The following is a 17,422-nucleotide window of genomic DNA, read 5'->3' as shown; positions in this document are numbered from 1 at the left end:
AAGGACCGGGCCAAGGCCCGGTCCGATTTGAGTATTTTCACCGAAAAGAAGCGAGGATCAGCTGATATCGGCGATCAGCTGGTCGATATTGCCTTTGCGGCGGTCCAGCATCGCGCCGATTTCCGTCCGTTCGGTGAGCAGCAGGTTCACGCCCTCGATGAACATGTTGTAGAACAGATCGCGCCCCGACCGATCCGATACAAGGAATGTCACGTCAAACGGCGCCTGCCCCTGCAGCTTGGCGGTGGAGCGGATTTCATAGCCGTTCTTGATCTGGCGGGCTGAGGTTACTTCGACCCTGCCGCCGATGAATTCGCGGAAGCGGCGACCGTATTTGTTGGCGATATACCCCTGAAACGCTTTGGTGAAGGCATTCAGCTGGGCCTTGCTGGCGCTGCGGGCGTCGGCGCCAAGCGCATAGCGGGCCATGATCGGTACATCGGCGTACCGGGTGAAGATGTTTTCAAAGTCGCGAATCATCGCCGCCTCGGATTTGCCCGAGGCGATCACGGCGTTGATATCGCCGACAACCTTGTCGACCAGCCCGCGCGCCCGTGCTTCGGACAGGGCAAATACGGGGGCGGGGACCACGGCGGTCGCCAGCCCGGCAAGGGCGGAAAGGGTGAAGGTGCGGCGCAGCATCGGCTTACTCGGAAAGTGCATATGGGTCCTCGTATGGGTCGGCTGGAAAATCGTCATAGGGATCAGAATAGGTCTCTTGCCCCTGTCCGGCCAGTTCGAAGCGACGATTTTGCAGGTAAATCACCCGTGATTGGGCATAGCTGTCCTCGCTTTCATAGAGGATCGAATCGACCGTATCGGAATAGCGGCCGCGGTTGCCCATCTGCTGTACGATCTCGGCGTAGACGCCGATGTTGTCGGCCGGGTTGTTGTTCCAATAGGAAATCGGGTTGGTAAAGAAGTCTACGAGCGTGCCGGCCGCATCGCGTTCGTTCGACGGCCCAAAGAACGGCAGTTCGATATAGGCGCCTTCGCGGGCGCCCCAGACGTGCAGGGTTTCGCCGAAGTCGGTGTGGTCGGCCGGAATGCCGAATTCGGTGGCCGGATCGGCCAGACCACCAAAGCCGATGGTCGAGTTCATGAGGAACCGCGCCAGCGCCGTGCCTGCGCGGCGGCCGTCGCCCTGCAGAATCGCGTTCACCATGTTTGAGGGTTCCGAGATGTTATCTGCGAAATAGCTGAAGCTGGTGACCATCGGGGCTGGCACGATCGAGACATATCCCTTGGACGCGGGGCGGAAGAACACCTTGTCCACGCCCACGTTGAAGGAGTGAATGCCCCGGTTCATGCCTTCATAGGGGTCAAATACGTCACCGGGACCCTGGGGGCGGTCGGGCTGGGTGCAAGCGGCAGCAAGCCCAAGCAGGAGAATGGCGAAAGTTGCGCGCAGGGGTTGTATCACTGAGGTCATTCTTTCAAGTGTCCAATCGGTGGGGCCGGTCGCGGGCACCGGTACCATGTAAGCCATTGCGAAGCAGTTCACAGATGTTGGATAGTCCCTTAAACAATTTGTGGCAGTTAAGAAACAGACCGGGGCGACGTTTGGCGCATTCACGCACGATTTTGCGCGACGCGGGGGCGATCCGGACAGTCAGGCAGGTGAACAGGTGAGACCGAACTCAGGTCGGGAAGAATTGCGCAGCGTCCGCCGTCAAAGCCGGTCGCTTTATTGGATTGTCGGCCTGTTCAGCGTGTTCGCCAACCTGCTGATGCTGACCGGCCCGCTGTATATGCTGCAGGTGTATGACCGGGTGCTGGGCAGCCGGTCGGTGGCCACGCTGGTCGCGCTGTCGCTGCTGGTGGTGTTCCTGTATGGCGTGATGGGCGTTCTGGATTACACGCGCGGGCGGATCATGGCGCGCGTCGGGGCGCGGTTTCAGGCCGCGCTGGACAGGCGGGTGTTCGATGCGATGATTCGCCGGTCGTCCGTCGCGCCCGACCCGGCCGCGCAGACCGGGCTGGCCGATCTGGAATCGGTACAGCGGCTGATTGCCTCGCCCGTGTTGATGGCGGTGTTCGATATTCCGTTCACACCTGTCTTCTTGGCCGGGATCATGCTGTTCCACCCGTGGCTTGGCATGCTGGCGCTGGGCGGCGGGGCGGTTCTGGTGCTGATCACGGTGCTGAACCAGGTGTTTTCCAAGCGGCCCTTGAACCAGGCCAATATGGCCACCCATCGCGCGGGCCTGATTTCGGAACAGATTCGCGGCGAATCGGAAATGATCCAGAGCATGGGGATGCGCGGTGCCGCCTTCCGGCGCTGGAAAGTGGCGCGTGATACCTCGCTGATTGAAACGGTTGTTGCCAATGACGTGGGCGGCTCGTTTTCGTCGCTGACGAAAACGCTGCGCCTGTTTCTGCAGTCGGCGATGCTGGGGCTTGGCGCCTATCTGGTGCTGCTTGGGGAAATGACACCGGGCGGAATGATCGCAGGGTCCATCCTGATGGGGCGCGCGCTGGCGCCGATCGAACTGGCGATTGGCCAGTGGGCGCTTGTGCAGCGGGCCGCCAAAGGCTGGAATTCGCTGGCCGATCTGCTTGAAAAGACGCCAGAAGAACAGCCGCGCACGGCCTTGCCGAAACCCAAGGCCAAGCTGGACGTGCAATCGCTGACCATCGTGCCGCCCGGCGATTCGCGTGCGTCGCTGCGCACGGTCAGCTTCAAGGTCGAACCGGGGCAGGCGGTTGGCGTGATCGGCCCATCGGGCGCGGGAAAATCCACGCTGGCGCGGGCGCTGACCGGTGTCTGGCGCCCGGCCGGGGGAATCGTGCGGCTGGATGGCGCGGGGCTGGATCAATACGCGCCCGACGTTCTGGGTACGCATATCGGCTACCTGCCGCAGCGGGTGCAACTGTTTGATGGCACCATCGCGGAAAATATCGCGCGGCTCAGTTCTCAGCCTGATGCCGACAAGGTGGTCGCCGCGGCCAAGAAGGCGGCCGCGCACGACATGATCGTGCACTTGCCCGATGGGTATGACACGCGCGTCACCACGGGGGGCGGGCGCCTGTCGGGAGGCCAGATGCAGCGGATCGCACTTGCGCGCGCGCTGTATGATGACCCGGTAATCGTGATCCTGGACGAGCCGAACTCGAACCTCGACAATGAAGGCTCGCAGGCGCTGAACCACGCGATTCGCGCGCTGAAAGCCGAAGGGCGGTCTTGTTTGATCATGGCGCATCGTCCGGCGGCGATTCAGGAATGCGATACGCTGCTGGTGCTGGATCAAGGTACGCGCGCAGCCTTTGGCCCGAAGGACAAGGTGCTGCGCGAAATGGTTGCAAACCACGAAGATATTCAGAAAACCGCGGCCATGGGGGGCGTGCGATGAGCGACGATAAGGCATGGTCGGCGCGCCGGCAGGTCATCATCGGGCTGATCGGTTTGCTTGTGCTGGTGGGCGGTTTCGGCACCTGGGCGGTGCTGACGCAGATCGCCGGAGCCGTCATCGCGACCGGCCGGATCGAGGTGGACCGCAACCGCCAGGTGGTCCAGCATCCCGACGGTGGCGTCGTCGATGAAATTCTGGTGGATGAAGGCGACGAGGTTGCCGTAGGCGAACCGCTGATTCGGCTTGATTCCAGCCAGTTGCGGTCTGAACTTCTGATCACCGAAGGGCAGTTGTTCGAACTGATGTCTCGGCGAGGGCGACTCGAGGCCGAACGCGATAACGCTGACACCATCGAATTCGACCCGGCGCTGATCGAGGCGTCGCAGGGCCGCCCCGAAGTCGAGGAACTGATCGAAGGTCAGCGTCGCCTTTTCCAGGCCCGGCAGGAATCTGTCTCGAATGAAATTCAGCAGCTTGAAAAGCGGCGCAATCAGATTCGCGACCAGATTGTCGGGATCAAGGCACAGCAATCCTCACTGACCCGGCAGCTTGATCTGATCCAGGTCGAGTTGAGCAATCAGCAATCGCTGCTGGATCGTGGCCTGGCGCAGGCGGGCACGGTGCTGAATCTGCAACGCACCTCGGCCAACCTTGACGGGACTTTGGGTGAACTCACCGCATCCGAGGCCCAGGCAGAAGGTCGAATCACAGAGATTGATATCGAGGTCCTGAAACTTGGCTCGCGCCAGCGGGAAGAGGCGATCACCCGCCTGCGCGATCTGCAATATCGCGAGCTGGAACTTGCCGAACAGCGGCGCAGCCTGCGCGACCGGCTGGACAGGCTGGATATCACCGCGCCGGTGTCGGGAATCGTCTACGGACTTCAAGTGTTTACACCACGCTCGGTTATTCGCCCCGCAGAGCCGGTGCTTTACCTTGTGCCGCAGGATCGCCCGCTGGTGATCGCCGCCCGGGTTGAACCTACGGACATCGACAAGATCACGCTGGGGCAGAACGTGTCGCTGCGATTCTCGGCGCTGGATCAACGCGAAACGCCCGAGGTTTTCGGCCATGTCACCAAGATTTCCGCTGACGCCTTCGAGGACGCGAACGGGCAGTTTTCCTTCTACCGGGCGGAAATCGTGCTGAACGACGGCGAGGCCGAGCGCCTGCCCGCAGGCACCGTGCTGATCCCGGGGATGCCGGTCGAAACCTATATCCGCACCGATGATCACACGCCGCTGGCCTATCTGGTGAAGCCGCTGGCCGACTACTTTACCAAGGCGTTCCGCGAAAGCTGATCGGCGGGAAAAGCCTTTCAACCGGCCTGCGAAATGGTCTAGCGTCCCGGCAAATCCAGCCTGCCGGAGCGCGCCTCATGACCATCGACCAGAAACTGACCGACCTTGGCCTTGCCCTGCCGGATGCCCCGGCACCCGCCGCGAACTACGTGCCTTTCGTGCGGGTGGGCACCACATTGTACGTGTCGGGCCAGATCTCGTCCGATGCGTCGGGGCCCATTCGCGGCAAGCTGGGCGAGTCGCTGACTGTTGAACAAGGCGCCGCCGCCGCGCAGCGCTGTGCGCTGTCGCTGCTGGCGCAGGTGCGGGCCGCATGCGATGGCGATCTTGGGCGTCTGGAACGGGTGGTCAAGCTGACCGGGTTCGTCAATTCCACAGGCGATTTCACCGACCAGCCTAAGGTAATCAACGGCGCCTCGGACCTTCTGGTCGAGCTTTTGGGCGACAAGGGCCGCCATGCCCGTTCAGCCGTGTCCGCCGCCGCGCTGCCGCTGGGTGTGGCCGTCGAAATCGAAGGCATCTTTGAAATCCGATGAGCCGCCCCGATCTGCCGCGCGCCTTTCTGACCGCGCCAATTGCCCATCGCGCCCTGCATGACGTGACTCGGGGACGCCCTGAAAACAGCCTCTCGGCCATCGGTGCGGCCGTCGCCGCAGGCTATGGGATCGAGATCGACTTGCAGCTGACCAAGGACGGTCAGGCCGTGGTGTTTCACGACTACGAACTTGAACGGCTGACGGGCGCGCCCGGTACGGTGCGCGAACATACCGCCGCGCAACTGGGCGACATCGCGCTGCTGCATGGCGACGGCGAAACCATCCCGACGTTGGCGCAGGTTCTGTCAAAAGTGGCCGGGCGCGTGCCGCTTCTGATCGAGTTGAAGGATCAGGACGGCGCCATGGGCCCCGATGTCGGCCCGCTGGAACAGGCGACCGCGACGGCTTTGGTAAACTATGACGGGCCGGTTGCGGTGATGTCCTTCAACCCAAACGGCATGGCGGAAATGGCCCGGCTGTTGGACGGAATCCCGCGTGGGCTGACCACGTCGGATTATGCCCATGACGATTGGCCGCTGCGCCCCGAGCTGTGCGACCACCTGCGCGAGATCCCGGATTTTGACCGGGTTGGCGCCAGTTTCATCAGCCATCAGGCCCGCGACCTGGCGCGCCCGCGCGTGGCAGAACTGCGCGCCGCTGGGGTTCCGGTGCTGTGCTGGACGATCCGGTCACAGCAGGCGGAAGAGGCAGCGCGCGCCGTGGCCCACAACATCACCTTCGAGGGCTACGCCGCAGCAATTCCTTTGACCTCAACGGGTTGACGCTGCGCCGGCCGGCCACACATTAGGGGAACCACGGCGGGGACAGCATGGATCAGGCAGAGATTGAGATCACCGTTCACCCCGCCATAGCGGGCATTGGCGCCGACGATTGGGATGCCTGCGCCTGCCCCGAGGCGGCGGATGGTGGCGCGCCTAACGATCCGTTTACCACCTATCGGTTTCTGTCGGCGCTGGAAGACAGCGGATCGGTCGGCCCGGGCACGGGCTGGCAGCCACAGTACATCAGCGCGCGCAGCGGCGGGCAGGTGATCGGCGTCGCGCCAATGTACGTGAAATCGCACAGCCAGGGCGAATACATCTTCGACCACAACTGGGCCCACGCCTATGAACGGGCAGGGGGCCGGTATTATCCAAAGCTCCAGATTGCGGTGCCCTTTACCCCGGCCACCGGGCGGCGGTTCCTGCTGCGCCCCGGTCACGAGGGCATCGCGCTGCCCGCGCTGGTGCAGGGCGCGGTGCAACTGGCGGCAAACAACAATATCTCGTCGCTGCACGCGACCTTCTGCACCCAAGCCGAGGCCGAGGCGGGCGCCCAGATGGGGCTGATGCACCGCGTCACGCAACAGTTTCACTGGCACGATGACGGCTATGGCGATTTCGACGGCTTCCTTTCCAGCCTGTCGTCGCGCAAGCGCAAGAATATCCGAAAGGAGCGCGCGCAGGCGCAGGGCTTTGGCGGTACCATTCACACCTTTCAAGGCGATGACATACAGCCCGAGCATTGGGATGCCTTCTGGCGGTTCTATCAGGACACGGGCGCGCGCAAATGGGGATCGCCCTATCTGACGCGGCAGTTCTTCGACATCGCGCAAGAGACGTTGCGCGACGATATTGCGCTTGTGCTGGCCGAACGCGATGGTCGCTGGGTCGCCGGGGCGCTGAATTTCATCGGGCGCGCGGCACTGTTTGGCCGGTATTGGGGCTGCACCGAACACCATCCCTGCCTGCATTTCGAACTGTGTTACTATCAGGCCATCGACATCGCCCTTGCGCGCGGGCTGTCCCGGGTCGAGGCCGGGGCGCAGGGCGAACACAAGCTGGCGCGCGGATACCTGCCCAGCGAAACGCACAGCCTGCACTGGATCGCCGATCCGGGTTTCTCGGATGCGGTCGCGCGCTATCTGGAAGCCGAGCGCGAGGCCGTGGCGGAAGAAATCGAGATACTGACCGAATACGGCCCGTTTAGAAAAGCAAATGTCGAGGAGCAGGAATAATGACCGAGAAACTGTCGGATGAAACGCGGGGGCCGCTGCTGACACCGCTGTTCGAGGCGGGCTGGTCCCTGACCGACGACCGCGACGCGATTGCCAAGACCTTCGTGTTCGATGACTTCATCGCCGCCTTCGCATGGATGACCAAGGTCGCTTTTTGGGCGGAAAAATGGAACCATCACCCCGAGTGGCGCAATGTATACAAGACGGTACATGTGGAACTGATAACCCATGACGTCGACGGGCTAAGTGCGCTGGACGCAAAACTGGCCCGCAAGATGGACAGTTTGATGGAGACGTAATGCAGGATTTGCTGAACACGGAAATCTACGTTGGGAACACTCTGGGCGATCTGCTGACGCTGGAATTTCTGGCGTCGCTGGCCGGATCGGTACTGGCGGCCATCGCCATTCTTCTGGTGGGCTGGATGCTGGCAAGCTGGGTCCACAGACGAGTGCAGGCCATTGGCGAACGGCACGCACATCTGGATGTGACACTGTTCGATTTCCTCGGCTCGGTCCTGCGATATACCATACTGGCGTTTACCGCGCTGTTCGTGCTGAACACCTTTGGCGTGCGCACCACCAGCATCGTCGCGATGATCGGCGCCGCCGGTCTGGCTGTCGGGCTGGCGTTGCAGGGCACGCTGTCGAACGTGGCGGCCGGCGTGATGCTGATTTTCTTTCGTCCCATCAAGACCGGCGATTTCGTCGAGGTGAACGGCGAAATGGGCACCGTCAAATCGATCACGCTGAACTACACCGAACTTGCCAGCCTCGGGAATGTGCAGATCATCGTTCCGAATTCCGAGGTCTGGGGCAACACGATCACCAACTATTCGGTTTATCCGACGCGGCGCGCGGAATGGACCTTTGGCGTGGGCTATGGTGTGAACCTGAAACAGGCCGAGCAGGTGATCCGCGACGCGATCACTTCTGACGCGCGCACCCATGACGACCCGGCGCTGTTCATCCAGGTGAACAACCTTGGCGACAGCTCGGTAGATTTCCTCGTGCGGGCGTGGTGCGACAGTGCCGAGTATTTCCAGTATCAGGCCGATATGAAACGCGCGGTGAAAGAGGCGCTTGATAAAGCGGGCGTCGATATCCCGTTCCCGACGCGCACGATCGTCGGTACGCTGGAGCAGCCAGAACAAACCGATCAGGCTGAGCAAGCTGCCTGAAACGCACCCGGCGCGGGCAAGCCCCCGCGCCGGAGCCGCGTTTTACATCGAGTCGAGCAGCCCTTCGCCCGCCGACACTTCGCAGGCGCCCGGCGCGGTTTCTTCGTTCAGAACGCTGACAACGCCGTCTTCCACCAGCATCGCATATCGTTTCGAACGCGCCATCAGCCCGGCGGGCGGTGCGTCGAAGTCCATACCGATCGCCTTGGTGAATTCGCTGCCCGCATCGGCGAGCATGGTGATCCCGGCGGCATTTGCCCCGGTTGCCTCACCCCAGGCCTTCATCACGAAGGGGTCGTTGACCGAAACGCAGATGATCTCGTCCACGCCTTTTGCGTCAAACTGATCCTTGGTGCGGATGAAGCTGGGCACGTGGGCCGAATGGCAGGTCGGGGTAAAGGCTCCCGGCACCGCGAAAATCACGACCTTTCGGCCTTTTGTCTTGTCGGCCAGAGCGACCGGCTCGGGGCCTTTTTCGCCGAGTTGTACCAGCGTGGCCTCGGGAAGCGTATCGCCTTTGGATATTGTCATCATGGTCCCCCTGTTGGTGAATTGCCTTTTGCGTTGTGACGCATATAGGGTCGCGCCACAATATGTCCTGCATCTACCAGAGGTCTAGAAGTCATGAGTCACATCGTCGTCGTCGGAGCAGGACAAGCCGGATCATCCCTTGTGGCAAAGCTGCGCAACAGCGGATTCGACGGCCGCGTGACGCTGATCGGGGCCGAACCGGTGCCCCCTTATCAGCGCCCGCCCTTGTCCAAGGCTTATCTGCTGGGCGACATGGAGGCCGAGCGCCTGTTCCTGCGACCCGAAAGCTTCTACGCCGATAATGACATCGATCTGCGTATGGGCGCCTCGGTCACCGCGATCGACCGCCACGGCAAGACGCTGCACATCGGAGACGAAGTGCTGTCCTATGACCAGCTGGCGCTGACCACCGGGTCCGAACCGCGTCGTCTGCCCTGCGCCATCGGCGGCGACCTCGAAGGCGTCTTCGTGGTGCGCACCCTTGCCGACATTGACGCGCTGGCGCCGCGCGTGACGGAAGGCGCCCGCGCGCTGATCGTGGGCGGCGGCTATATCGGGCTCGAGGCGGCGGCGGTGGCGGCCAAGCGCGGCGTACAGGTGACGCTGGTCGAAATGGCCGACCGCATCCTGCAACGCGTGGCCGCGCCGGAAACCAGCGACTATTTCCGCGCCCTGCATATGAAGCACGGCGTGACGATTCGCGAAGGCGTGGGGCTCGACCGGCTGGTCGGCGATGGCGACCGGGTCACCGGGGCGGTGCTCGCTGATGGCAGCGAGATCGAGGTCGATTTCGTGATCGCAGGCGTCGGCATCGCGCCCTCGACCACCTTGGCCGAACTGGCCGGTGTGACGCTGGAAAATGGTATCCGCGTCGACGCCTACGGTCGCACCTCCGATCCGCACATCTGGGCGGCGGGCGATTGCGCCTCGTTCCCGTATCGCGATGGCCGGATTCGTCTGGAAAGCGTGCCGAACGCCATCGATCAGGCCGAGGTGGTGGCCCGCAACATGATGGGCGAACAGATTGCCTATCAGGCGAAACCTTGGTTCTGGTCTGATCAATACGACGTGAAATTGCAGATCGCTGGTCTGAACACCGGCTATGACCATATCGTGACCCGCCCGGGCGACGGCACCACCGTGTCGTTCTGGTACTACGCGGGCGAGACGCTGCTGGCGGTGGACGCAATGAACGACCCGCGCGCCTATATGGTTGGCAAGCGCCTGATCGAGGCCGGAAAATCCCCGGATCCGGAGGCCATCGCCAACCCCGAAACCGAGCTCAAGACCCTGCTGAAACCGTGAGGATCATCGCTGGCCGGTTTCGCGGACGCGCGCTGACCCCGCTGGGCAAGGGCGACGCTGGCGCGCATCTGCGCCCCACGCCCGACCGGGTGCGCGAAAGCCTGTTCTCGATCCTCGCCGCCCGCGGGGTGGTGGATGGCGCCCGGGTGCTTGACCTTTTTGCCGGAACCGGCGCTTTGGGGCTCGAAGCCCTGTCGCGCGGGGCCGATCACGTCACCTTCGTCGAAAACGGCCGCACCGGCGCCAGCCTGATCCAGCGCAACGCCAAACTGCTTGGCGTCGCAGACTCAACCCACCTTCTTCGCATGGATGCCACCAAGCTGGGCGCAAACACCGCTCAGCCCGCTGATCTGGTCTTTCTCGATCCCCCCTACGGCAAGGGCCTTGGCGCCCGCGCGCTGACCGCCGCCCTAACGGCGAAGTGGATCGCCCCCGAGGCACTGATCGTCTGGGAGGAAAACGCCCCGCAAACCGCCCCCGACGGCTTCGACCTTGTCGATACCCGCCGCTTCGGCGACACGACGCTCACGCTCATCACAGCGCGCTAAATCCTTCTTTGGGGCCAAATATCCCGGGGGACTCCGCGCAGCGGAGGGGGGCAGAGCCCCCGTCCTCCCCAACCACACACGCCGCTCAATAGGTGGGGTGGAACCGCCCCGCAGGCGACAGTGTGAAAATTTCGACCCCGTCGGCGGTCACGCCCACGGAATGCTCGAACTGCGCCGAGAGTGATTTGTCGCGGGTTACCGCTGTCCAGTCATCGGCCAGCGTCTTGGTTTCCGGGCGGCCCAGGTTCACCATCGGCTCGATGGTAAAGAACATGCCCTCCTCCAGAACCGCGCCGGTGCCGGGACGGCCATAGTGCAGAACGTTGGGCGGCGCATGGAACACGCGACCCAGCCCGTGGCCGCAGAAATCGCGCACCACGCTCATCCGGTTGGCTTCGACAAAACTCTGGATCGCGTGGCCGATGTCGCCGAAGGTGTTGCCGGGCTTCACCATCTCGATACCGCGCATCAGCGCCTCGTGGGTCACCTCGATCAGCCGCTCGGCCTTGCGCGGCAGCTTGCCGGCCACATACATCCGGCTGGTATCGCCAAACCAGCCATCCACGATCACCGTCACGTCGATGTTCAGGATGTCACCATCTTTCAGAGTTTTTGGGCCGGGAATCCCGTGGCACACCACATGGTTCACTGAAATGCAGCTGGCGTGCTGATAGCCCTTGTACCCGATCGTGGCCGAGGTCGCGCCAGCGGCCTCCACCATCTCGGTGATCTTGCGGTCGATTTCTTCCGTGGTCTGACCGGGAAACACGTGTTCGGCAATATCATCCAGTATCCGCGCAGCTAGGGCGCCGGCGGTATGCATTCCGGCAAAATCCACCGGATCGTAGATGCGGATGCCGTCCCGAGTGAGCCGGCCACGAAGTTCGTTGTTCAAGTATCGCTCCTTCGATGCTGGCCCATTATGTAATCAAACGGGCGCGAAAGTGCCAGAGGGCGTCACGTCACATTCGGCAGGGCCGTGCCCAACTGCACGCCGCTTGGGTCGATACGGGTTGCGTAGCACAGGATTTCAACATTTTCGCGTCGGGCCGCAGCGCAGGCTGCGGCATACCCCGGGTCGATATCGCGGGCCAGATCGAAGCGCGTGCAATCCGTGCGCTGGACCAGATAGAACAGCATCGCCCGGTGCCCCGCCCGCGCCATCGCTGCCAGCTCGGCCATGTGTTTCGCCCCGCGCGCGGTCACGCTGTCGGGGAATTCGGCCAGCCCCGGTTGGCGCGACAGGGTTACCGATTTCACCTCGAGATACAGATCGGGCAGGCCCGGCTCGCTCAACAGGAAGTCGATACGGCTGTTTTCGCCGTATTTCACCTCTGCCCGCTGGGTACCATAGGCGGCCAGTTCGGGTATCTGCCGCGCCTTTAGCGCCGCGCGCAACGCTCGGTTCGGCACCGACGTGTCGACCCCGGTGAAATGCCCGTTTTCGTGTTCCACCAGCCGCCAGCCGAATTTCAGCTTCTTCTTCGGGTCGTCGTTCGGCTCCAGCCAGATCCGCGTGCCTGGTTCGGACAGCCCCATCATTGAGCCGGGGTTGGCGCAATGGGCCACGACCTCTTGCCCATCGTCCAGTCTGCAATCCGCCAGAAAGCGTTTGTAGCGACGGATCAGCCGGGCGGGCACAAGAGGGGTTTGAAAGCGCATGGCGCGCGGCCTATACCCACAGAAAGATACACGCAAGGGAGCCGCCAGATGCCAAATCCAACCGCCGCGATGCTGGTGATCGGCGATGAAATCCTGTCGGGCCGCACCCGCGAATCCAATATGAACCACCTCGCGGTCCAACTGTCGGCCCACGGCGTCGATCTGAAAGAGGCGCGCATGGTGGCCGATGATCACCCGCGCATCGTCGAGGCGGTGCGCGCGCTGTCGTCGCATTACGATCATGTCTTTACCTCGGGCGGGATCGGCCCGACCCACGATGACATCACCGCTGACGCCATTGCCGAGGCGTTCGGCGACCGTATCGACGTGCGCGAAGATGCCCGGGCGCTGCTGGCCGAACATTACGCCCGCACCGGGCGCGAGCTGAACGCTGCCCGCCTGCGCATGGCGCGCATTCCCGACAGCGCCGCGCTGATCGAAAATCCCGTGTCCATTGCGCCGGGCTTCACTATCGGCAACGTGCATGTGATGGCCGGTGTGCCCTCGGTGTTCGAGGCGATGGTGGCTAGCGTTCTGCCCACGATCACCGGCGGCGCACCTTTGGTTTCGGAAAGCCTGCGGGTGGATCGGGGCGAAGGAGATATCGCTGAGGCGCTGGGCGAACTGGCCGCGCGCTACCCGGATGTGTCGATCGGATCCTACCCGTTTCTGCTCGATGGGCGCCACGGGTCAAACATCGTGTTTCGCGGCGCGGATGGTGCGCGGGTGCGGTCGGCATTGGCCGAATTGGCGGCGCTGATGGGCGAGCCGGAATGACGCAGCCCGATTGGTTTGCCGCACTCGACGGGACATGGCCTGCGGCAGAGTATACGCAGCTTGGCCCGCTGACCCTGCGCCGCGGGCAGGGCGGGGGCAGCCGCGTATCGGCCACCACTGCGGCCCCGGGGTGGGCAGAGGCCGATCTGGAGCGTGCCGAAGCCGCGATGCGTGACATGGGCCAGCCCTGCATTTTTCAGGTGCGCCCCGGTCAGGACGATCTGGACACAGCACTTGCAGATCGCGGGTACGAGGTGATGGACCCGGTGACCATTTTCGCCTGCCCGGTCGATGACCTGTGCGATATCCCGATTCCGCGCGTTACCGTGCTGCACATCTGGGAGCCGCTGGCGCTGATGCGTGAAATCTGGGCCGAGGCCGGAATCGGCCCTGCGCGGATCGCGGTGATGGATCGCGTCAGGGGGCCCCGTACCGGGATGCTGGGGCGCTGGAACGAAAAGCCCGCTGGCGTTGGCTTTGCCGCGTGCCACGGCGAAGTCGCCATGGTGCACGCGCTCGAAGTGCTGGCACACCAGCGGCGCAATGGCATGGGCGGATGGTTCATGCGCGCGGCGGCCTTCTGGGCGCGCAAATCCGGCGCGCGCTGGATGTCGGTCATGTGCACCGAGGCGAATGGCCCGGCCAATGCGCTCTATCGCAACCTTGGTATGCAGGCCGTGGGCCACTACCATTACCGCATCATGCCCAAGGAGGAGCCCAATTGACCGATACCCGTCCGCCCACCGCCCTGAACCTGCCGATGGTCGATCCGCTGCCGGCCGAGACGCAGAAATATTTCGATATCTGCATGGAAAAGCTGGGCATGGTGCCGAATGTGCTGAAGGCCAATGCTTTCGATATCGCCAAGCTCAACGCCTTCACCGCAATGTACAACGATCTGATGCTGGCCGACAGCGGCCTCAGCAAACTTGAGCGCGAGATGATCGCCGTCGTGGTGTCGTCGGTGAACAAGTGCTTTTATTGCCTCGTTGCCCATGGCGCGGCGGTGCGCCAGCTGTCGGGGGATCCGACGCTGGGCGAAATGCTGGTCATGAACTGGCGTGTCGCGGCGCTGGACGCGCGCCAGACCGCGATGCTGACCTTTGCCGAAAAGGCCACGGTGGCCAGTGCGACGATCACCGAGGATGACAGGCAGGCCCTGCGTGAAGTCGGGTTCAGCGACCGCGATATCTGGGACATCGCCAATGTCACCGGCTTTTTCAACATGTCCAACCGCGTGGCCAGCGCGACAGGCATGTATCCGAACGATGAATACCACGCGCAGGCGCGCTAGGATGCGCCATGCGGCGGCTTTGGTGGCGGCCTGTATGGTCGCCGCCCCGCCGGTGCTGGCGCTGGATCTGGCACTTCCGAAAGGGGCCGAGCAAATCTCGGACAGGGCCAGCCCGCTCGACAGCTACGCCCTGCCAACCGGCCCTTTCGCCGAGACCGGCCTTCCCGTGCGCCGCATGGAAGGCAGGGTTGACCGTCAGACCTGGCGGATTTCGGGCACCGGGCTGACCACGTTGCAAATCCTTGCGGCGCTGCGAAAGCAGGTGCTGGCGGCGGGCTACGAGGTCGTCTTCGAATGCAACGACGTCGACTGTGGTGGCTTTGATTTCCGTTTCGCGACCGAGGTTGTGCCTGCGCCCGACATGCATGTGGATGTGCGGAACTATCGCTTTCTCTCGGCCACGCATGGAGACAGCGAAGCCACGGGCATCCTTGTCAGCCGCACACGCAACGCGGCATATGTTCAGATCATCCTTGTCAGTCCGGATGGCGCTTTGCCGCTGGGAATGGCACCAAGCACTGCGCCAGACGTGCAGACGCCGGTCGGGTCAAGTGCCGATGCCAGTTTTGCAGACAGGCTGATCGCACAGGGCCATGTCGCGCTGGACAGGCTGACGTTTGCCACGGGCTCCGACGCGCTTGCGCCGGGCGAGTATGCCTCACTCGACGCGTTGGCGGAGTTTGCTCAGGAAAACCCCAATGCGACCATGGTGCTTGTGGGGCACACCGATGCGGTCGGCGCCCTGGAGCAGAACATCTCGCTGTCGCGGCGCCGCGCGCAATCGGTACGCGCACGCCTGATTGACCGCCATGAAGTGTCTGCGGATCGGCTTCAGGCTGAAGGTATGGGATACTTGGCGCCGGTGGCGTCAAACCTGACTGCCGAAGGGCGCGAGTTGAACCGGCGGGTCGAGGTGGTCCTGCTTTCGAGGTAGTGGACACCCGAACGTGGTAGGGGGCTCTGCCCCCGTCCCAGCGGGACTCCCCCGGAGTATTTTCGGAACAGTGATGCGGAAAAGTGCCACCAGCCTCTTTGGGGGTCAAATATCCCCGCCGGAGGCATTGCGCGGTAGCGCAATTTCGCCTGTCTCCACAACAAAAGGCCCCCGCGCCGAGACGCGGGGGAGGTTGGTTGCCAAGGGAAGCAACGAGAAATCTGTTACCAGTCCGAAGGGCCTTTTTCGGCAAAGGCGTTCACCAGGAAGTCGATGAAGGCGCGGACCTTGGGCTGGGTGAAACGGCCCGGCGGGTAGACTGCATAGATGCCCTGGGTTTCGACCGGAAGGCTGGGCATGGCGTATTCCACGAGCCCTTTTTCCATTGCCTCCGAGAACAGGAAGCTGGGCAGGTAGGCGATGCCAAGGCCCGAGATCGCGGCATTCAGCAGCGATTGACCGTCGTTCACCGAGAGCCAGCCAGCCGTCCGGACTTGCCGTTTCTCACCCGAGGGAGCGGTGAGTTTCCAGACATTCCCGGACGACTGATTCGAATAATGCAGCAGCTTGTGTTCGTTCAGATCGTCGATTTTCTGCGGACGTCCGTATTTTTCGAAATAGGCGGGGCTGGCGATCATCGCCTTGGTGGTTTCGGTCAGCTTGCGGGCGCGCAGGGTGCTGTCTTCCAGCTCGCCGATGCGGACGGCCATGTCGAATCCTTCCGAGATCAACTCGACGTAGCGGTTGTTCAGCACCATGTTCACGGTGATTTCCGGGAAATCGGCCAGGAATTCGGACAGCACCGGCGAGAGGTGGTTCACGCCGAAGTCGGTTGCGACCGAGATGCGCAGCAGGCCCGACGGCGCCGATTGCATCGAGGTGACCAGCGCGTCCGCTTCGCCGGCATCGTTCAGGACGCGGCGGGCGCGGTCGTAATAGGCGAGGCCGATTTCGGTCGGGCTGACGCGGCGCGTGGTGCGGTTCAGCAGGCGGGCGCCCAGCCGCGCTTCGAGGCTGGAGACGTGTTTCGATACGGCGGATTTGGAAATGCCCATTTTCTTGGCCGCGTCGGTAAAGCCGCCTTGGTCCACAACGTTCGCGAACGCTTCCATTTCGGTCAGACGGTCCATGCTCATCCCTCGGGTCAGTCTTTTCGGTTCTCGAGGGTCGTTATCCGGGCCAATCTGGGCAAGATCGGGGCGCGGATGGGATAATAACAGGGTATTCGCGCCATCGTTGAAGCGCTGGAAACGGGTTAAAGCCGGGTTTCTTCCTGTGGGAACAAGTGGTTGAACGCGATTAGACCGTTTTGGGGCACCCGCAGGGCTCGGCTGCCGGGCTGGCGCACCATCCAGCCCAATGTTTCGAATCTCGCCAGCATGGCGCGTCCGATCCGGCCTGCCAGATGGGATTGACGCGCTGACCAGTCAAGACATTCGCGGCAAAGCGGGGCGCGGCTGCGGGGTAGGGTGGCCAGGTCGATCCCCAAATCGCCCATCAGCGCCACGCCGGTATGGGTCAGTGTCAGCCCCTCGCGCCCCAGCGACAGCGCGCCTTGGCGACGCATGGCGGCAAACATCTGAACGCCAAGATCGCCGGCGAGGTGATCGTAACACACACGCGCCTGCCGCAGCGCCGCGTCGCGTGGGCCGGGGCGGCTGCGCAGTTGGCCGGTGCTGGCGGCCAGCCCCATCAGGCCCTCCAGGGCCTGCGCCACCTCTGGCCCGGCCAGTTCGACATAGGCGTGCCGCCCCTGTTTTCGCCGCCGGATCAGCGCGCCGTCTTCGAGCCGGTTCAGGTGCGCGCTGACGGTCTGCGGAGTGACCCCGGCCTCGGCCGCCAGTTCCGACGCGGTCAGCGCATGGCCCGCCATCAGCGCCGTCAGGATGTTGGCGCGCGCCGGGTCGCCGATCAGCGCGGCAAGGGTCACGATGTCGGGGCCGTGTTTCATGCTTCGACGGTAATCGAAGCATCGCGGTTTCAA

20 protein-coding genes are annotated in these 17,422 nt (G+C 63.2%); 13 read left to right on the top strand and 7 right to left on the bottom strand.

The genetic code is table 11. The features are described 5' to 3' along the window. Positions 1-57: 57 nt before the first annotated feature. Positions 58-663: an MlaC/ttg2D family ABC transporter substrate-binding protein gene (locus tag FGK64_RS06605; protein ID WP_246057685.1), complete on the bottom strand. Its 606-nt coding sequence runs from the start codon at positions 661-663 to the stop codon at positions 58-60. Continuing rightward, entirely contained in the window at positions 647-1,432 is a 786-nt protein-coding gene (locus FGK64_RS06600; RefSeq protein WP_138862959.1) for an MlaA family lipoprotein, read from the bottom strand. Before FGK64_RS06600 ends, FGK64_RS06605 begins: the two co-directional genes overlap by 17 nt. A gap of 196 nt (positions 1,433-1,628) precedes the next feature. Between FGK64_RS06600 and FGK64_RS06595 the strand changes: the two genes are divergently transcribed. The 7 genes from FGK64_RS06595 (at position 1,629) to FGK64_RS06565 (ending at position 8,387) form a co-directional block, all read left to right on the top strand. Further along, positions 1,629-3,353, top strand: a complete 1,725-nt coding sequence (locus tag FGK64_RS06595; RefSeq protein WP_138862958.1) for a type I secretion system permease/ATPase — start codon at positions 1,629-1,631, stop codon at positions 3,351-3,353. Further along, positions 3,350-4,654, top strand: coding sequence for an HlyD family type I secretion periplasmic adaptor subunit (locus tag FGK64_RS06590; RefSeq protein ID WP_138862957.1), 1,305 nt, complete (start codon positions 3,350-3,352; stop codon positions 4,652-4,654). Before FGK64_RS06595 ends, FGK64_RS06590 begins: the two co-directional genes overlap by 4 nt. Positions 4,655-4,731: 77 nt before the next feature. Next, entirely contained in the window at positions 4,732-5,190 is a 459-nt protein-coding gene (locus FGK64_RS06585) for a RidA family protein (RefSeq protein ID WP_138862956.1), read from the top strand. After that, positions 5,187-5,972, top strand: a complete 786-nt coding sequence (locus tag FGK64_RS06580; protein ID WP_138862955.1) for a glycerophosphodiester phosphodiesterase family protein — start codon at positions 5,187-5,189, stop codon at positions 5,970-5,972. The genes FGK64_RS06585 and FGK64_RS06580 overlap by 4 nt, the downstream gene beginning before the upstream one ends. Positions 5,973-6,019: 47 nt before the next feature. After that, positions 6,020-7,207: a GNAT family N-acetyltransferase gene (locus tag FGK64_RS06575; protein WP_138862954.1), complete on the top strand. Its 1,188-nt coding sequence runs from the start codon at positions 6,020-6,022 to the stop codon at positions 7,205-7,207. After that, positions 7,207-7,506 (top strand): 4a-hydroxytetrahydrobiopterin dehydratase, encoded by a 300-nt coding sequence (locus FGK64_RS06570; protein ID WP_138862953.1) that lies wholly within the window; start codon positions 7,207-7,209, stop codon positions 7,504-7,506. Before FGK64_RS06575 ends, FGK64_RS06570 begins: the two co-directional genes overlap by 1 nt. Further along, positions 7,506-8,387, top strand: coding sequence for a mechanosensitive ion channel family protein (locus FGK64_RS06565; RefSeq protein ID WP_138862952.1), 882 nt, complete (start codon positions 7,506-7,508; stop codon positions 8,385-8,387). The genes FGK64_RS06570 and FGK64_RS06565 overlap by 1 nt, the downstream gene beginning before the upstream one ends. 42 nt (positions 8,388-8,429) lie before the next feature. Here the strand turns inward: FGK64_RS06565 and FGK64_RS06560 are convergent, their stop codons facing one another. Further along, a complete protein-coding gene (locus FGK64_RS06560) occupies positions 8,430-8,918 on the bottom strand; it encodes a peroxiredoxin (protein WP_138862951.1) in 489 nt (162 codons plus the stop codon). A 93-nt stretch (positions 8,919-9,011) separates the two neighbouring features. Here FGK64_RS06560 and FGK64_RS06555 point away from each other — a divergent pair, with 93 nt between their 5' ends. Together FGK64_RS06555 and rsmD are read left to right on the top strand one after the other, a co-directional pair. After that, positions 9,012-10,223 carry an NAD(P)/FAD-dependent oxidoreductase gene (locus FGK64_RS06555; RefSeq protein WP_138862950.1) on the top strand — a complete coding sequence of 404 codons (1,212 nt, stop codon included), beginning with the start codon at positions 9,012-9,014 and terminating at the stop codon, positions 10,221-10,223. Beyond that, positions 10,220-10,771: a 16S rRNA (guanine(966)-N(2))-methyltransferase RsmD gene (gene rsmD, locus FGK64_RS06550; RefSeq protein ID WP_138862949.1), complete on the top strand. Its 552-nt coding sequence runs from the start codon at positions 10,220-10,222 to the stop codon at positions 10,769-10,771. The genes FGK64_RS06555 and rsmD overlap by 4 nt, the downstream gene beginning before the upstream one ends. A gap of 85 nt (positions 10,772-10,856) precedes the next feature. On the opposite strand, the gene map is transcribed toward rsmD, so the two are convergent. Continuing rightward, entirely contained in the window at positions 10,857-11,666 is an 810-nt protein-coding gene (gene map / locus FGK64_RS06545; protein WP_138862948.1) for a type I methionyl aminopeptidase, read from the bottom strand. A 62-nt stretch (positions 11,667-11,728) separates the two neighbouring features. Then, on the bottom strand, positions 11,729-12,433 hold the full coding sequence (gene sfsA, locus FGK64_RS06540) for a DNA/RNA nuclease SfsA (protein WP_138862947.1): 705 nt from the start codon (positions 12,431-12,433) through the stop codon (positions 11,729-11,731). 48 nt (positions 12,434-12,481) lie between these two features. On the opposite strand from sfsA, the gene FGK64_RS06535 reads away from it, so the two are divergent. The 4 genes from FGK64_RS06535 to FGK64_RS06520 are packed head-to-tail and all read left to right on the top strand — an operon-like array spanning position 12,482 to position 15,438. Further along, positions 12,482-13,210, top strand: a complete 729-nt coding sequence (locus FGK64_RS06535) for a competence/damage-inducible protein A (RefSeq protein ID WP_138862946.1) — start codon at positions 12,482-12,484, stop codon at positions 13,208-13,210. Then, entirely contained in the window at positions 13,207-13,935 is a 729-nt protein-coding gene (locus FGK64_RS06530; RefSeq protein WP_138862945.1) for a GNAT family N-acetyltransferase, read from the top strand. The genes FGK64_RS06535 and FGK64_RS06530 overlap by 4 nt, the downstream gene beginning before the upstream one ends. Further along, positions 13,932-14,504, top strand: coding sequence for a peroxidase-related enzyme (locus tag FGK64_RS06525; protein WP_171053990.1), 573 nt, complete (start codon positions 13,932-13,934; stop codon positions 14,502-14,504). The genes FGK64_RS06530 and FGK64_RS06525 overlap by 4 nt, the downstream gene beginning before the upstream one ends. A gap of 1 nt (position 14,505) precedes the next feature. After that, the gene (locus tag FGK64_RS06520) at positions 14,506-15,438 is read left to right on the top strand and encodes an OmpA family protein (RefSeq protein WP_138862944.1); all 933 of its coding nucleotides are present in this window, start codon (positions 14,506-14,508) and stop codon (positions 15,436-15,438) included. Positions 15,439-15,662: 224 nt separating this feature from the next. On the opposite strand, the gene FGK64_RS06515 is transcribed toward FGK64_RS06520, so the two are convergent. Both FGK64_RS06515 and FGK64_RS06510 read right to left on the bottom strand, forming a co-directional pair. Further along, positions 15,663-16,568, bottom strand: coding sequence for a LysR family transcriptional regulator (locus FGK64_RS06515; protein ID WP_138862943.1), 906 nt, complete (start codon positions 16,566-16,568; stop codon positions 15,663-15,665). Between the two features lie 125 nt (positions 16,569-16,693). Beyond that, positions 16,694-17,389: an ArsR/SmtB family transcription factor gene (locus FGK64_RS06510; protein ID WP_138862942.1), complete on the bottom strand. Its 696-nt coding sequence runs from the start codon at positions 17,387-17,389 to the stop codon at positions 16,694-16,696. Between the last annotated feature and the right edge of the window lie 33 nt (positions 17,390-17,422).

This window comes from Arenibacterium halophilum, from assembly GCF_005938225.1.
Classification (GTDB): Bacteria; Pseudomonadota; Alphaproteobacteria; order Rhodobacterales; family Rhodobacteraceae; genus Arenibacterium; species Arenibacterium halophilum.
Note: the sequence above shows the minus strand (reverse complement) of the source record. Positions and strands in the feature narration are given on the sequence as shown.

Excerpts from the sequence above, each read along its gene's own strand:
- FGK64_RS06530 (WP_138862945.1), top strand. The coding sequence starts at position 13,207 with ATGACGCAGCCCGATTGGTTTGCCGCACTCGACGGGACATGGCCTGCG.
- FGK64_RS06590 (WP_138862957.1), top strand. The coding sequence starts at position 3,350 with ATGAGCGACGATAAGGCATGGTCGGCGCGCCGGCAGGTCATCATCGGG.
- sfsA (WP_138862947.1), bottom strand. The coding sequence starts at position 12,433 with ATGCGCTTTCAAACCCCTCTTGTGCCCGCCCGGCTGATCCGTCGCTAC.
- FGK64_RS06575 (WP_138862954.1), top strand. The coding sequence starts at position 6,020 with ATGGATCAGGCAGAGATTGAGATCACCGTTCACCCCGCCATAGCGGGC.
- FGK64_RS06585 (WP_138862956.1), top strand. The coding sequence starts at position 4,732 with ATGACCATCGACCAGAAACTGACCGACCTTGGCCTTGCCCTGCCGGAT.
- FGK64_RS06600 (WP_138862959.1), bottom strand. The coding sequence starts at position 1,432 with ATGACCTCAGTGATACAACCCCTGCGCGCAACTTTCGCCATTCTCCTG.
- FGK64_RS06535 (WP_138862946.1), top strand. The coding sequence starts at position 12,482 with ATGCCAAATCCAACCGCCGCGATGCTGGTGATCGGCGATGAAATCCTG.
- FGK64_RS06580 (WP_138862955.1), top strand. The coding sequence starts at position 5,187 with ATGAGCCGCCCCGATCTGCCGCGCGCCTTTCTGACCGCGCCAATTGCC.
- FGK64_RS06605 (WP_246057685.1), bottom strand. The coding sequence starts at position 663 with ATGCACTTTCCGAGTAAGCCGATGCTGCGCCGCACCTTCACCCTTTCC.
- FGK64_RS06555 (WP_138862950.1), top strand. The coding sequence starts at position 9,012 with ATGAGTCACATCGTCGTCGTCGGAGCAGGACAAGCCGGATCATCCCTT.
- FGK64_RS06565 (WP_138862952.1), top strand. The coding sequence starts at position 7,506 with ATGCAGGATTTGCTGAACACGGAAATCTACGTTGGGAACACTCTGGGC.
- FGK64_RS06520 (WP_138862944.1), top strand. The coding sequence starts at position 14,506 with ATGCGCCATGCGGCGGCTTTGGTGGCGGCCTGTATGGTCGCCGCCCCG.
- FGK64_RS06510 (WP_138862942.1), bottom strand. The coding sequence starts at position 17,389 with ATGAAACACGGCCCCGACATCGTGACCCTTGCCGCGCTGATCGGCGAC.
- FGK64_RS06570 (WP_138862953.1), top strand. The coding sequence starts at position 7,207 with ATGACCGAGAAACTGTCGGATGAAACGCGGGGGCCGCTGCTGACACCG.
- FGK64_RS06560 (WP_138862951.1), bottom strand. The coding sequence starts at position 8,918 with ATGACAATATCCAAAGGCGATACGCTTCCCGAGGCCACGCTGGTACAA.
- FGK64_RS06515 (WP_138862943.1), bottom strand. The coding sequence starts at position 16,568 with ATGGACCGTCTGACCGAAATGGAAGCGTTCGCGAACGTTGTGGACCAA.